The sequence below is a fragment of the Streptomyces sp. NPDC049040 genome, from assembly GCF_043197715.1.
In the GTDB taxonomy this organism is placed as follows: Bacteria; Actinomycetota; Actinomycetes; order Streptomycetales; family Streptomycetaceae; genus Actinacidiphila.
In genome coordinates this window covers 19,368-33,527 of the sequence record NZ_JBICTO010000018.1, presented here as the reverse complement: position 1 = coordinate 33,527, position 14,160 = coordinate 19,368, and the positions used below count along the sequence as shown (strand labels likewise).

General features: G+C 73.8%; 11 protein-coding genes. 3 read left to right on the top strand and 8 right to left on the bottom strand.

Going from position 1 to position 14,160, the window contains the following annotated elements; genetic code table 11:
• Positions 1-2 precede the first annotated feature (2 nt).
• The 6 genes from ACGFMP_RS30675 to ACGFMP_RS30650 all read right to left on the bottom strand — a co-directional run bounded on the left by ACGFMP_RS30675 (position 3) and on the right by ACGFMP_RS30650 (position 8,386).
• Positions 3-1,256: a substrate-binding domain-containing protein gene (locus ACGFMP_RS30675; RefSeq protein WP_393676449.1), complete on the bottom strand. Its 1,254-nt coding sequence runs from the start codon at positions 1,254-1,256 to the stop codon at positions 3-5.
• Positions 1,257-1,736: 480 nt separating this feature from the next.
• On the bottom strand, positions 1,737-2,687 hold the full coding sequence (locus ACGFMP_RS30670) for an alpha/beta hydrolase (protein WP_393676448.1): 951 nt from the start codon (positions 2,685-2,687) through the stop codon (positions 1,737-1,739).
• Between the two features lie 73 nt (positions 2,688-2,760).
• A complete protein-coding gene (locus ACGFMP_RS30665; protein ID WP_393676447.1) occupies positions 2,761-5,256 on the bottom strand; it encodes an FtsX-like permease family protein in 2,496 nt (831 codons plus the stop codon).
• On the bottom strand, positions 5,253-5,999 hold the full coding sequence (locus ACGFMP_RS30660) for an ABC transporter ATP-binding protein (RefSeq protein WP_393676445.1): 747 nt from the start codon (positions 5,997-5,999) through the stop codon (positions 5,253-5,255). The genes ACGFMP_RS30665 and ACGFMP_RS30660 overlap by 4 nt, the downstream gene beginning before the upstream one ends.
• Positions 5,996-6,607: a PadR family transcriptional regulator gene (locus tag ACGFMP_RS30655; RefSeq protein WP_393676443.1), complete on the bottom strand. Its 612-nt coding sequence runs from the start codon at positions 6,605-6,607 to the stop codon at positions 5,996-5,998. The genes ACGFMP_RS30660 and ACGFMP_RS30655 overlap by 4 nt, the downstream gene beginning before the upstream one ends.
• Before the next feature lie 180 nt (positions 6,608-6,787).
• Entirely contained in the window at positions 6,788-8,386 is a 1,599-nt protein-coding gene (locus ACGFMP_RS30650) for a purple acid phosphatase family protein (RefSeq protein WP_393676442.1), read from the bottom strand.
• Between the two features lie 296 nt (positions 8,387-8,682).
• On the opposite strand from ACGFMP_RS30650, the gene ACGFMP_RS30645 reads away from it, so the two are divergent.
• Positions 8,683-10,743: a phosphocholine-specific phospholipase C gene (locus ACGFMP_RS30645; protein ID WP_393676440.1), complete on the top strand. Its 2,061-nt coding sequence runs from the start codon at positions 8,683-8,685 to the stop codon at positions 10,741-10,743.
• 76 nt (positions 10,744-10,819) lie between these two features.
• Here ACGFMP_RS30645 and ACGFMP_RS30640 read toward each other — a convergent pair whose 3' ends face one another.
• A complete protein-coding gene (locus tag ACGFMP_RS30640; RefSeq protein WP_393676438.1) occupies positions 10,820-11,629 on the bottom strand; it encodes an AraC family transcriptional regulator in 810 nt (269 codons plus the stop codon).
• Between ACGFMP_RS30640 and ACGFMP_RS30635 the strand changes: the two genes are divergently transcribed.
• Positions 11,516-12,157 carry an RICIN domain-containing protein gene (locus ACGFMP_RS30635; protein WP_393676436.1) on the top strand — a complete coding sequence of 214 codons (642 nt, stop codon included), beginning with the start codon at positions 11,516-11,518 and terminating at the stop codon, positions 12,155-12,157. The genes ACGFMP_RS30640 and ACGFMP_RS30635 overlap by 114 nt on opposite strands.
• Positions 12,054-12,629 carry an RraA family protein gene (locus ACGFMP_RS30630; RefSeq protein ID WP_393676554.1) on the top strand — a complete coding sequence of 192 codons (576 nt, stop codon included), beginning with the start codon at positions 12,054-12,056 and terminating at the stop codon, positions 12,627-12,629. The genes ACGFMP_RS30635 and ACGFMP_RS30630 overlap by 104 nt, the downstream gene beginning before the upstream one ends.
• Before the next feature lie 93 nt (positions 12,630-12,722).
• On the opposite strand, the gene paaK is transcribed toward ACGFMP_RS30630, so the two are convergent.
• The gene (gene paaK / locus ACGFMP_RS30625) at positions 12,723-14,084 is read right to left on the bottom strand and encodes a phenylacetate--CoA ligase PaaK (RefSeq protein ID WP_393676552.1); all 1,362 of its coding nucleotides are present in this window, start codon (positions 14,082-14,084) and stop codon (positions 12,723-12,725) included.
• Positions 14,085-14,160 lie beyond the last annotated feature (76 nt).

Genomic DNA, 14,160 nt, shown 5'->3' with positions numbered 1-14,160 from the left:
GGTCAGCCCGCCATCTGCTTCGTCGGCGGGGTGACCGCGTCCTTCGGCAGCCGGCCGGCCAGCTCGGGCTTCGCGGCGGCGCCGGTCCCGGCCAGCGTCGCGGTGAACATCGGCTGGAGCAGCGCGTGGTCGGCCATGCGGATCTGCTCGTCGCCCTTGGGACCCTGGAACGACCAGCCTTCCAAGGACTTCGCCATCGCCGTCGCGTCCGTCGCGCTGCCGGACTCCACCGCGTGCACGATCATCTGGGCCGCGGTGAATCCGTCCGGGCTGAACAGGTCGGGGGTGCCGCCGGCCTTGGTGATGCCGTCCAGCATCGCCTTCTCCACCGGGTTGTTGCCCGCCCCGGGGAAGTAGTGCGCCAGGAAGGACACCTTGGAGCCGGCCGCGCCGAACAGCGGGTAGGAGGCGATGCCGGCCAGCCCCGTCACGACCTTGGTCGAGGTCACCACGCCCTGCTGGTCCAGCGCCGTCCACAGCGCGGGCGCGCTGGCCCCCGCCCAGGCGACGAACACCAGGTCCGCCTTCTTCGACTTCACCTGCTGCGCGAAGGGCGTGAGGTCGCCCGCGCTCGGCGGCGCCAGCACGGAGTCGACCGTCGCACCCTGCCCCGCGCCCAGCACCGCCTTGACCGCGGCCACGTTCGCCTGGCCGAAGGCCGAGTTCTGGGTCAGCACCACGACCTTCTTGCCGTGCGAGTCGCCGAGCAGCGAACCGGCCGCGAGGATGTCCTGGTACGACTGCCGCCCGGAGCGGAAGGTGTACGCGTTCAGGCCGGTGAGCGCGTCGGTGGCGGCGGGGCCCGCGATGTACAGGACGCGGTTCTGCGCGGCCAGCGGCGCCAGTTGCAGGGCCACCCCGGAGTCCGTGGTGCCCGCGATGATCTTCGTGCCCTTGCCCATCAGCGTCTTGGCCGCGGCGACCGCCTTCGCCGGGTCGCCCGCGTCGTCCTGCTCGGTGACCCGGATCTCGTGGCCCGCCGCCTTGCCGGTGCCGTGGGTGGCGTAGTCGAGGCCGGCGTTGAAGCCGTCGAGGTACTGCTTGCCGTATGCGGCCAGCGGGCCGCTGCGCGAGTACACCAGGCCGACGTCGACGGCCGCGGAGCCGTTCTTGCCCTTGCCGCCGGACGAAGGGCTCCCCGCGGTCCCCGCCTTGCTGCAGCCCGTCAGGCCCGCCAGCAGGACGGCGGCGGCCAGCAGCGCAAGCGCGGGGCCGGATCTGCTTCGGTACGTGCTCGATGTGCTGCTGCGACGCATGGTGACCGGCTCCCGGAAAGGTGGATTGTTGCGCACACCGTAGGAGCGCGGGGTCCGGGCGGACATGTGGCCGGAGCATGTACCTGCCGGGGACGGCATGGGGGCGGCCACCATGGTGGTGTCAGGTGCGGCAGCGCGGACGCGCCGCACGGCTCTTGGCGGACCCGCCGCACGGCCCGCGGCGGACGGCCGCAGAGCGACACGGCCCGCGGCAGACGGCCGCCGAGCCGCACGACTTCCGGTGGACGGTCCGTCACCGGGCGGCACGGCCCGAGGCGGAGGGACATCGGCGGCCCAAGACTCCCGGCCGACGGCCCGTCACCGGGCGGTCGGGCACTGGCGGCTCGTGACCGGGCGGCCCGTGACGGGGCGGCCCAGTCCCGGACGGCCGCCGGCGGGCGGCCCAGAGCGCGCGGATCCGCCCCTGGACCCCGAGGCGTTCGGGGTCGGGGGCTCAGGGGTTCCCTGGGCTGCGGAGGGTCAGGCCCGCGGCAGGAGGGCGGTCCTGATGTGGGCGGCCACCGTGTCTGCGCCCGCGGCGCCGAGGAGGATCGAGTAGTGGTTCACGCCGGGCACGAAGTGCACGTCGACCCTGCCGAGGTCCGCTGCCTCGATCACGCCCGGCGGATAGAGCCCGGTGGGCTCGTCGCGCAGGCCGCGCTCGGCCCACAGCAGCCGCGCGGGTACCCGCAGTTCATGGATCGCCGCGAACACCGCGGGATTGCGCAACTCGTCCTCGGCGTCCTCGCGGATCGCCTCCGTGCGGCACGCGGAGCGCAGCCGCGGTTCCTCGCCGACCAGGTCGCGGTCCAGGTAGTCCCGCACCACCTCGCCGCCGAGCTCGGCGAACGCCGGATGCGCCGCCCAGAACGCGTGGTAGGCGGCCCGGTCGGCGAACTCCATGTCGAGCTTGGCCATCGCCGGCCCGATCACCGCGTGCAGCACCTGGTCGATGTCCATGTCGGCGGGCACGGGGAAGCCGAGGCCGCCGTCGACCAGCACCAGGTGCCGGTAGCGCTCCGGGTCCCGGCAGGCGGCGACGCAGCCGACGAAGCCGCCCATGGAGTGCCCTGCCAGCACCGCCTCCTCCACCCCGAAGTGGTCGAGCACCGCCAGCAGGTCGTCGGCGTGGGCCGCCATGCTGCTCTCGCCCTTGACGTCGCGGCTGTGCCCGCGCCCGCGCAGGTCGGGGGCGATCACCTCGATGCCGTCGAGCGCCTCGGCGACTCCGGACCACGACAGGCCGTTGCCCGTGATGCCGTGTGCGGCGAGCACGGTGCCCGCGCCCGCCGTACCGGGCCAGCGGCGTACCGCGAGCGTGCCCCCCGCCACCTCGACGCCGACGTCCTGGAATTCCCTCATGCCTGCCCCGATCAGCACCTCTCGGCCCGCACGCCGTCCGTGCGGCTCCAGCAGCTTAGGTGTCACCACGGCGCGTGGCGCATGGCGGCGTCCGACACAGCGGGCGCTGCCGCTGTGTCGGACGCGGCCACCCCCGCCCGTCTCACTCCGGCATCCGCCGTGCCAGACCGGGAGGTTCGCGGCCGGCCGACAGCCAGCCGGCCGCGGCGGCCAGCAGCGGTATGCCGGGGAAGGCCATGATCAGCGGCACGACGGGAATGTGGGCCAGCGGGCCGAGGTCGTCGCTGTAGGCGCACAGCAGGACCAGGTACGCGCCGAACGTGCCGAGCACCGTGCCTGCCAGCGCGAGCGCGCCGGCCGTCGCGGCGGTGAGTGCCCGCCGGTTCCCCGAGGTCGCGCCGGTTGCGGTGAGGGTGCGCAGATCGTCGGCGGACTCGGCGCGCAGCGTGCCGACGGTCATCGCCAGCACGCCGAGCGCCAGCGCGGCCCCCGCACCGACCGACGCCAGCCGTACCGTACGCAGCCCGCTCTGCCGGTCGCGGACCTCGGTCGACATGCCGCCCGCCGCTGCCAGATCGCGTGCACTTGAGCGGTCGTCGGCGGTCAGGCCGTGCTTCGCGGTGATCAGCCAGCCCACCGCGATGGTGCGCAGGCCGTGCGCCTGCACCGCGCCCGGGGTGAGGAAGGACCGCGGCGCCGAGGTGTAGGCGCTTCCCGCCGTGTGCACCGTGCGAGCGGTGCTTCCGTCCTGGTCGCGCCGCCCGGTGCCGATCAAGGTCAGCTGTTCGGATCCGGGCGTCGAGGAGATGATCTCGGCGTCGGGCGCGGCGGCCGCCGCCGCGCCGAGACCGAACTCCCGCGCCGCCGCCGGGGTGGCGACGTACAGCGGCTCGTCGGACCAGGTGTTCTGACCGGTCCTGCGTCCCGTCTCGACCACCGGCCTGCCGGGCATGCCGGTGCGCGTGGCGGTGCGGGGGACGGCCGGGTCGTACGCCATCTCCAGCGGTGTCGCCGTGGCGCCGACGGCCGCCGCCCACCGGCTGACGGCGGACTGCTGGGCACGGACTGCGGCGTCCGACAGCAGCGGGATGACCGGCTCCCGCGACCCGACGCGGATCATCATCTGGCGATCCGACAGGTTGCCTGCCGCGGCCGGGTGCTGGTTGGCCGCGGCCAGCACACTGATCGCCACCGGCAGGCCGATGGCCAGGGTGATCGCGGCCAGTGCGGCTCCCGACCTGGCCTGGTGCCTGCCGAGGTCCCGCAGCGCCACCCGGGTGGTGAAGGGCGCGCGGCCGGCCGCCGTGGCCAGCAGCCGGACGGCCGGCGCGCTGAGCAGCAGCATGCCGAGCACCACGGCCACGATGCCGACGACCACCAGCAGCCCGTCGGTGCGGTGCGAGGGGATCAGCGCGCCGGCGCCGGCCGCGAGCAGGACCACCGCGGCCCACACCGACTGCCGGGCCGGCAGCGGTCGCGGCGGGCGGGCGGACAACGCCCGGGCGGTGGGTACGCGCGCCATCGTCCGGGCCGGCCACCACGCGGCGGCGGTCGGCGTGAGGACCCCGATCACCAGCAGCAGCGCCAGCAGCGGCCAGGGCAGCGCGAGGCGGTCGATGCGGTGGTCGGCGCCGGACTCCAGCCAGGGGGCGAGCGGCAGCCACACGGCGCCTCCCAGCACCGCGCCGCATGCCGCGGCCACCGTGCCGGTCAGCGCGCCGTGCCCGACCAGCACCAGCCTCAGCTGGCGGTCGGTGGCGCCGATCGCGCCGAGCATGCCGATCTGCCGCAGTCTGCGCTGCGCGACAGCGGCGAAGCCCGCCGCCGCGACCAGCGAGACCAGCAGCAGTGCCACCGTGGCCAGCGCCAGGATGAAGGTGTCGGCCGAGGCCCGGCCGAAGTCCCCGCGCCGCTCGACCAGGACCGGCGCACCGGCGGGCGAGGCCCGGCGCAGCCGGTCGACGTCACTCGACGGCGCGTCGGTCAGGACGTCGGCGGAGGTGGCGGGCAACCCGGCGACGGTGCTGCCCGCCGGCGCGGCCAGTGCGAAGGTGTCGCCGAGCAGACCGGGATTCTCCACCGTGCCGGTGACGGTCAGCCGCCGGCCGCCGAGGGTGACGGCGGCGCCGGTGCGGGCGTGGAAGAGGGCGGCGGCCGACGGTGTCAGTGCCACCTCGCCGGGCCCTGCCGGATAGCGGCCGGACAGCAGTCGCAGCCGCCCGGCCGCGAACGGCCCGTGCGGGTCCTCCGCGCGGACGTCGAGGCCGTCGAGCGAGCCGGGCACCGGCACTTGGCGGTGTGCCGTGATGTCGGCCGGCGCCAGCTTCGCACGGGCCTCGGCGATCACCGCGGCCAGCGTGCCGCCGCCCGTCCCGCCGTCCAGGTGCAGCCGCTGGGCGGCGGAACCGAAGGTGCCGGCGGGCGTGCGCACGTAGGCGTGCACGGCGGCCAGCCCGCACACCGCGGCGCCGACCGCGGTGGCGATCAGGGCGAGCAGCAGCACCTGGCGGCGCCATTCGCGGCGCAGCAGCCGCCAGGACCAGCGCAGTACGGCGACCCTGGCGGGCAGCCCGCCGTGCCCCGAGCCGTACGCCCGGCCGTCGGTCGCCGGACGCGGCCCCGGGCGGGTGGCGGTCACCGGCGGGCCTCCCCGCCGGTCTGCGGGCCGCCGGGGGCCAGCAGCGACTCGGGTCCCGGCAGCGGGCCGGTGGAGTCGACGATCTCGCCGTCCCTGACGAAGACCACCCGGTCGGCCCAGGAGGCCAGTTGGGCGTCGTGGGTGACCAGCACGGCCGCGGCGCCGCCGTGGCAGGCGGACCTGATCAGCCGCATCACACCCTCGCCGGTGTGCGAGTCGAGGGCACCGGTGGGCTCGTCGGCCAGCAGCAGCCTGCGCTCGCCGACCAGCGCCCTGGCCAGCGCCACCCGCTGCCGCTGGCCGCCTGACAGCTCGTCGGGGAAGCTGCCGGCTCGGTCGGCGAGTCCCAGCTCCTCCAGCGCGGCCAGTCCGGCGCGCCGTGCCTGCCGGCTCCTGACCCCGTCGAGCTCCAGCGGCATCGTGATGTTCTCGACCGCGGTGAGTCCGGCGAGCAGGTTGAAGTCCTGGAAGACGTAGCCGATGTGGCGGCGGCGCAGCCTGGCCCGGTCGTCGCGGCTCAGCCCCGACAGCGCGGTGCCCTCGATGAACACCTCGCCGCCGGTCGGCTCCTCCAGGCTGCCCGCGATGGTCAGCAGGGTGGACTTGCCCGACCCGCTCGGCCCCATCACCGCGACCATCTCGCCGGCGGCGACGGTCAAGTCCGCACCGATCAGCGCCTGGACGGCGGCGGGGCCCTCGCCGTAGGTCTTCGACACCCCGCGCAGTTCGAGCGGCGGGGTCACCGTACGGCCCCCGCGCTGCCGGGTGCCTCGGACGGCGCGGCGGCCGGCGGCGACGCGGGCAGGGGCCCGCCGGCGCGGTCCGGTGGGCCGTAGCTGTGGTGCCTGAGCCTGGCCTGGGCGGAGTCCAGCCAGCGGACCACCGATTCGAGGCGGTAGAGCTGGGCGTCGGCGACCAGCAGCAGTGACAGGTCGTCGAGGGCGTGCTCCTTGAGCCGGGTGTACTGCTGCATCCGCTCGATCGTGGACCTGCGGTGCGCCTGCAGGATGGCGGGCAGGTCCACACCGGGCAGCCGCAGGGCGACCAGCACCTTGATCAGCAACTCGTCACGCGGCGGCGCGTCGGCGGCCGGCGGGGTGCGCAGCCAGGACGCCAGTTCCGCGCCGCCGGCCGGTGTGATGCGGTAGGCCTTCTGCGGACCGGCCTCCGCGGCCTCGTCCTGGTCGGACTCCACCAGCCCGTCGCGCTCCAGGCGCTGCATCGTCGAATAGACCTGGCCGACATTCAGCGGCCACACCTCTCCGGTCCGCGCCTCGAACTCCTGGCGCAGCTGCAGGCCGTACTTCGGTCCTTCGCTCAGCAGGGCGAGCAAAGCGTGGCGCACACTCATCGGACTACCTCCCCGTCCCTCTGTATACCCGGTATCATACCCGGTATACACGACGGCGGAAGACGGCCCGCGGGAAGGGTTCCCGCGGGCCGTCCTCAATTCGCCGAGCTACTGCCGCCGAGCTACTGCCGTCGCGCTACTGCTGCGAAGCCGCCGCGCTGCCGCCGCCGCGGCCGGGGGTCAGTGGCGCCCGTCGGAGCGCTTGCGGTGCAGGGTGAACTTCTCGAAGACCGACAGCTCCCCGTGCGGCTTGTTCACGTTGTAGTAGGTGACGTGCAGCCGGGTGGTGTCGCCGGGGAAGCGGCCCGGGTCCACGGTGAAGGCGGCGAAGCCGTAGGGGTGCTCGATGTCGCGCACGCCGGTCCATACCGCCTCCTCCTTGACGTATGTCGACGCCCGCTTGCCGCCCTCGGGGCGGGTGGCGGCGACCGCGGTGATCACCTTGGCGGTGCCGTCCTTGAAGAAGGACTGGTTGGTGGTGCCGGAGACACCGCCGCCGCCCAGCACCATGTGGACCGTGCCCAGGCCGGTGTCGATGTCGTCGGTGCGGGTCGAGGCCGGGTTCGGGGTCAGCGTCTCGCTGCCGCCGACCACACCGCGCACCGCGAGCGAGCGCTCGTAGTTGTGCTCGTGGCCGCACACCACCAGGTCCACCTGGTAGCGGTCGAACAGCGGGCCGTAGGCGGCACGCAGCCCGAGGTCGGCGCCGTTGGCGTCGGAGGAGCTGATCATCACCTGGTGCATCGCCACGACGACCCAGTCGATGCCGGTGTCCCGCCGGGCCGCCTTCAGCTCCCGCTCCAGGAAGGCGAGCTGGCGGCCGCCGGAGTAGCCGTGGACGTAGTTGTCGCCGCCGTCCTGGAGGGCGACGTCGTCGTTCTGGAGCACGATCACCCGCACCGAGCCTGCGGTGAACGCGTACCACAGGCCGGCGAGTTCGTCGTCGGTCTCGGTCGAGGGCAGGTCGAAGTACGTCTGGTAGGCGCCCAGGCCGATCGGGCCGTTGCCCGACTCGATCTCGTGGTTGCCCGCGGCGGGCATCCACGGCCTGAAGCGCGCCGAACGCGTGTTGTTGGTGAAGAAGTTGTTCCAGGTGCGCACCCGGTCCAGGTCCAGGTTGGCGTAGCACAGGTCGCCGTTGAGCAGATGGAAGAGCGGCGCGACCTGCTCGATGCCGGTGACGATGTCCTTGGTGGCCGGCGTGGAGTTGGCGTCCAGCGCCACCGAGCCGTCGCTCGCCCATGTCACCTGCGGCGCCGACTGGTCGCCGAAGCTGGTGAAGGTCAGCGGCTGGCGTCCGCGCGGCGCGGTGCGGAAGGTTCCGCTGTCCGGTGTGGCACCGTCGTGCGAGACCAGGTAGAGGTGGTCGGTGCCGGGGCGGAGCCCGCTGAGCAGCGCGTGGTGGACGTAAACCACCCGGCCGGACTTGCCGTCGGTGTAGACCCGGGTCTGCGCGGAGGCGCCCGAGCCGAGACCGTGGTCGAGGGTGCCGTACAGCACCCGGGGGCGCTTGACCGGGCCGTCGGTCAGCCAGGACACCACCATCTGGGTGGCCGGGTCCTTGCCGAAGGTCAGATGCAGGCCCTGCACCGGGGAGGCGCCGCCGGCGTCGGGGGTGGGGTGGAAGGCGGGTGCGCCGGCCGGCTCGGCGGCGGCGGGCCCCGCGCCCAGCAGCGGTACGGCGACCGCGCCGACCCCCGCGGTGCCCAGCAGTCCGACCGCGGTGCGCCGGCTGAGGCGGTCTCCCGACGGCTCCGGTGTGTCCATCTGTGCGACCATCGTTGCTCCTTGGTGCATGCACGGGCTGCGAACGCGTGAAGACTCCCGCCCCCCGGCGACGGCCAGTTGAACACCGGCTGTCCGGATCACGTCGGTCGGCGGCGTGGCCGGCGTCCTCGCGGCCCGGTGCCCCACCCGCCCCAGTGGCCGCTGCAGCCGTGCGGCAGACTTGGCTGTTCGTGACGCGTACCGCGGCGTGTCACCAGGGCGACACAGGCAGGTCGCCTGCGCTCGCTGCTCTTGGGACCACCCCTCACGGCCCCGCACCCTCCACCTGCGAAGAGGTACTCCGAGCCATGGCAGAACCCACCAGGCGGCGCTTCCTGCAGATCGCCGGCGCCACCGCAGGCTTGAGCGCACTGTCCGGCAGCATCAACCGTGCCGCCGCCATTCCGGCGGCACGCCGCACCGGCACCATCAAGGACGTCGACCACATCGTCGTCCTGATGCAGGAGAACCGGTCCTTCGACCACTACTTCGGCTCGCTGCGCGGAGTGCGCGGCTTCGGCGACCCCCGGCCGGTGCGGCTCGCGAACGGCAAGCCGGTCTTCCACCAGCCGGACGGCACGGGCAAGGACGTGCTGCCCTACCACCCGGACGCCAAGGACCTGGGCCTGCAGTTCATCGAGGGCCTCAACCACGAGTGGACCGGCAGCCACGACGCCTTCAACGACGGCCGCTACGACCGCTGGATCCCCGCCAAGTCCGCGGGCACGATGGCCTATCTGACCCGGGAGGACATCCCCTTCCACTACGCGCTCGCCGACGCGTTCACCGTCTGCGACGCCTACCACTGCTCGTTCATCGGCGGCACCGACCCCAACCGCTACTACATGTGGTCGGGCTGGACCGGGAACGACGGCAAGGGTGCGGGCCCGGTGCTGGACAACTCGGAACTCGGTTACTCCTGGACCACCTACCCGGAGCGGCTGGAGCGGGCCGGCGTCTCCTGGAAGATCTACCAGGACGCCGGCGACGGCCTGGACGCCGCCAACTCCTGGGGCTGGATCCAGGACGCCTACCGCGGCAACTACGGCGACAACTCGCTGCTCTACTTCGACAACTACCGCAACGCGCAGCCCGGCGACCCGCTCTACGAGAAGGCCCGCACCGGCACCGATGCCAAGGCCGGCGACGGCTTCTTCGACATCCTCAGGGCGGACGTCAAGGCGGGCCGGCTCCCGCAGATCTCCTGGATCGCCGCTCCCGAGGCCTTCTCGGAACACCCCAACTGGCCCGCCAACTACGGAGCCTGGTACATCTCTCAGGTCCTCGACGCACTCACCTCCGACCCCGAGGTGTGGAGCAGGACCGCGCTGTTCATCACCTACGACGAGAACGACGGCTACTTCGACCACGTCGTGCCGCCCTTCGCACCGCCCGCCGAGGGCCGCGGCGCCTCCACGGTCGACACCGGCCTGGAGGTCTTCCAGGGCGACGGCACCTACGCGGCGGGCCCCTACGGGCTGGGCCAGCGGGTGCCGATGACGGTGGTCTCGCCGTGGAGCACCGGCGGCTACGTCTGCTCCGAGGTCTTCGACCACACCTCGATCCTGCGCTTCATGGAGCGCCGCTTCGGGGTGCACGAGCCGAACATCTCGCCGTGGCGGCGGGCGGTCTGCGGCGATCTCACCTCCGCCTTCGACTTCGGCCTCACGCACGGCAGGCCCGCGCCGCTGCCGGACACCGACGCCTACCGGCCGCCCGACCGCGAACGGCACGACAGCTACGTGCCAATGCCGCCGGCCCACCCGGTGCTGCCGGTGCAGGAGCGGGGCAGCCGCCCGACCCGCCCGCTGCCGTACGCCCCGCAGGTCGACGCGGCGGTGACCCCCTCCAGCAAGCGGGTGACCCTCACCTTCGGCGGGGGAGTGGCTGCGGGCGTGTGCTTCCACGTCACCGCTGCGGGCCGCACCGACGGCCCCTGGACCTACACCGCCGAGGCGGGCAGGAAGCTGTCCGGCAGCTGGGACACCGCCGGGCAGGGCGGCAGCTACGACCTGACGGCGTACGGCCCGGCGGGCTTCCTGCGCACCTTCAAGGGCTCGGCCGCCCGCGCGGGAGCCGAGGTGACGGCCCGCCACGACGCGGCCGCCGGAAGGATCGAGCTGACCTTCACCAACTCGGGCCGCGAGGACGTCCGCCTCACCGTGCGCAATTCCTACGACGGCCTGCACGCGACGTACACCGTCCGCGCCGGCCGCCGCGAGTCGCACACCGTCGACCTCGGCCGCAGCAAGCGCTGGTATGACCTCACCGTGACCGCCGACCATGACCCCGGCTACCTGCGCCGGCTGGCCGGGCACGTGGAGAACGGCAGGCCGGGCGTCAGCGACCCGGCCATCGCCACCGTCTGACCGGCCGCCCCGCCATTCCCGCTGCCCCGGCGCCCGCCGGGGCAGCGGGTCACGGCGGCCGGGCCGCCGTGCGAGTTCACGCGCCGCGCCGCCCGAAGCGGGCCGGCGGGACCCCCAGGTGCCGGGTGAAGTGCCGGCTCAGGTGCGCCTGGTCGTAGAAGCCCACCTCGCTGGCCACGTCGACCGGCCGCTCACCGGCCAGCAGCAGCGCGCGGGCGCGGTCGATCCGGCGCCCGGTCAGATACGTGTGCGGCGGCAGCCCGTAGGCGCGGGTGAAGCAGCGGATCAGATGCGTGGGGTGGGCGTGCAGCACCGCGGTGGCCTCGTCGAGCGACAGGCCGGTGCGCACCCTGGAGTCCAGCAGTTCACGCAGCCGTTCCGCGAGCCGGTGGTCGGTCCTGGCCGGCGGGGTCGGGCGGCGCGCGTCCAGGTGCGCCAGCAGCCGCTCGCGGACGAAGGCCAGCCGTGACTCGGCCTCCAGTGTGTCGCCCTCATGCCGCAGCGCCCCGTGCAGCAGGTGCACCCGCTCGTGCAGAGCGGCGTCGCCCAGGATCGGCCCGTCCACCGCAGGTCCCGCCAGCCGCTCGGGCAGTATTGACGTGCTCAGGTACAGCACCCGCTTGCGGAATCCGAGCCCGCCGACCGACCGCCCGTCGTGCGGCACCCCCGGCGGCAGCAGTACCACCCGGCCGGCGTCCGTCGCGTCGTGCCGCCTGCGGTCGAGCGCGAAGTCGACGGCGCCGTCGTCCAGCAGCATCAGGTCCCAGGTGTCATGGGTGTGCACCGGATACGCGTGCTCGGCGAAGTGCGCGTGCAGCACCTCGCTGATCCCCGCCACGGCCGGGCGCCAGGCGCGGACCTCCGACCGGGGGCGCGATCCCTTCACAGCCGAAAGGTAACAAAGACCGCGGCTTCGCCGGCGCGGCGGGAGCGGCCGCTGACGTCAGGAACTGTCCTGAATAGTCGACTCGGCGGGCAGTCGGTGGCGATCTTCGCCCACAACCAGCAGCGGCGGGTGAATTCCGACGGGACCATCGCCGGGGTCCGGTCCGGCCTGTGCCTCGACGTCACCGGCGCGTCCACCGCCGACGGCGCCCTCGTGGAGCTGTGGACCCGCAACGGCGGCGCCGACCAGCGCTGGTCGTGGCACCCCTGCGGCCCCGCCCCCGCCGGGATGCGCCCGGCGGGGGCGCGGCCGGGCCCTTCGGGTAGCGTTCCGAGAGCCGCCCAGGTCAGGGCGCATGGAACGAAGGGCGAGCGTGGACGACGTGAGCGAATTCCAGGAGATCCCCCCGACGACCCTCGCCGACCTGCTCGGGCGCGACCGGGTGATGGACGCCGGGATCCGGCCGCTGTGGGGTCCGGGACCGCGGCTCGCGGGACCGGCCTTCACCGTGCGCTGCCCGCCCGGTGACAACCTGATGCTGCACGCGGCGATCCACCGGGCGGCACCCGGCTCGGTGATCGTCATGGAGTCCGGCGGCGACACGGACCACGCGGTGGCCGGCGGCAACGTCTGCGCGGTCGCCCAGCGCAGGGGCATCGCCGGTTTCGTCATCGACGGGGTGATCCGCGACCTCGGGGAGATCCGCGCGATGGGCTTCCCGGTCTTCGCCCGCGGCATCGTCCCCTGCCCCGGCGGCAAGGCGGCGGTCATGCCGCTCGGTGCCCCGGTGCGCTGCGGCGGCGTCGAGGTGCACGCGGGCGACATCGTGGTCGCCGACGAGGAGGGTGTCGCCGTCGTGCCGGCCGGCCGGGCCGGCCCGGTCCTGGCGGACGCGCGCGAGAAGCTCGCCAAGGAGGCGGCCGAGAGCCTCGACGAGTGGGAGGCCGCGCACCGCGCCCGTATCGACCGGATCCTGGCCGACGGCGGTCACCGGGACTGACGCGCCGCGCCGGCGGGCAGGCCGGTTCCCCTCCGGAGCCGGTGCCCGCCGGTCGCGGGTCACGGGGTCGCAGAACGGCGGCCCCGACCGGTGTCACGGCTGCCGCAGGTCCCTGACGCGCTGGATCTTGCCCACCGAGCGCTCCAGGCTCTCCGGCTCGGCGACGACGGCCTCGACGGTCACGCCGACCGCGTCCTTGACGCCTTGCGTGATCGCACGCACCGCGTTCTCCCGCTGCCGCTCCGTGGCACCGGGCCTGGCCTCCACGACGACCGTCATACGGTCCATCCGGCCCTGCCGGGTCAGATCCAGGCGGAAGTGCGGGGCCACCCCGGGGACGCCGAGGACGATCTCCTCGACCTGGCCGGGGAAGACGTTGACGCCCCGCAGGATGATCATGTCGTCGCAGCGGCCGGTGACCTTCTCCATCCGCCGGAAGGCAGGGCGCGCGGTGCCGGGCAGCAGCCGGGTCAGGTCGCGGGTGCGGTAGCGGATCACCGGCAGCGCCTCCTTGGTCAGCGAGGTGAACACCAGCTCACCACTCCCGCCGTCCGGCACCACGGCGTCGCCGACGGGGTCGACGACCTCGGGGTAGAAGTGGTCCTCCCACACGTGCAGGCCGTCCTTGGTCTCCACGCACTCCTGGGCCACGCCGGGACCCATGACCTCCGACAGGCCGTAGATGTCCACGGCGTGGATGTCGAGCCGGTCCTCGATCTCCCGGCGCATCGCCTCGGTCCACGGCTCCGCCCCGAAGATGCCGACCTCGAGCGAGGTGGCCCGCGGGTCGATGCCCTGCCGTTCGAACTCGTCCAGCAGGGTGAGCATGTAGGAGGGGGTCACCATGATGATCTCCGGCCGGAAGTCCTCGATGATCCGCACCTGGCGGGCGGTCATGCCGCCCGAGGCGGGGATCACCGTGCAGCCGGCCCGCTCGGCGCCGTAGTGCGCACCGAGGCCGCCGGTGAACAGGCCGTAGCCGTACGCGATGTGCACCTTGTGGCCAGGCCGGCCGCCCGCGGCCCTGATCGACCGCGCCACCACGTCGGCCCACACCGACAGGTCCCGCTCGGTGTACCCCACCACGGTGGGCCGGCCCGTGGTGCCGCTGGACGCGTGGATGCGGCGCACCCGGTCCATCGGCACGGCGAACATCCCGTACGGGTAGGTGTCGCGCAGATCGGCCTTGGTGGTGAAGGGGAAGCGCGCGAGGTCCGCCAGGGTGCGGCAGTCCTCAGGCCGCACCCCCGCGGCGTCGAACTTGCGGCGGTAGAGCTCCACATGCGCGTACGCGTGGCGCAGCGTCGCCCGCAGCCGGTCGAGTTGGAGTTCGCGCAGCTGCTCGCGGGTCAGCCGCTCGCTGTCGTCCAGAAGTTCCCCGGGGGCCGGGGCTCCCCGCCGGACGGCGGCCGCCTCCGGTCCGCCCCGCGTGCCCGTGCCCCGCCCGTCCCTCACCTGGCCCACGGATGCACCCGCCTTGTCTCCCAACCGAACATTCGGTTAGCGTGCCGCCACGTAAGCAAGCATCGCC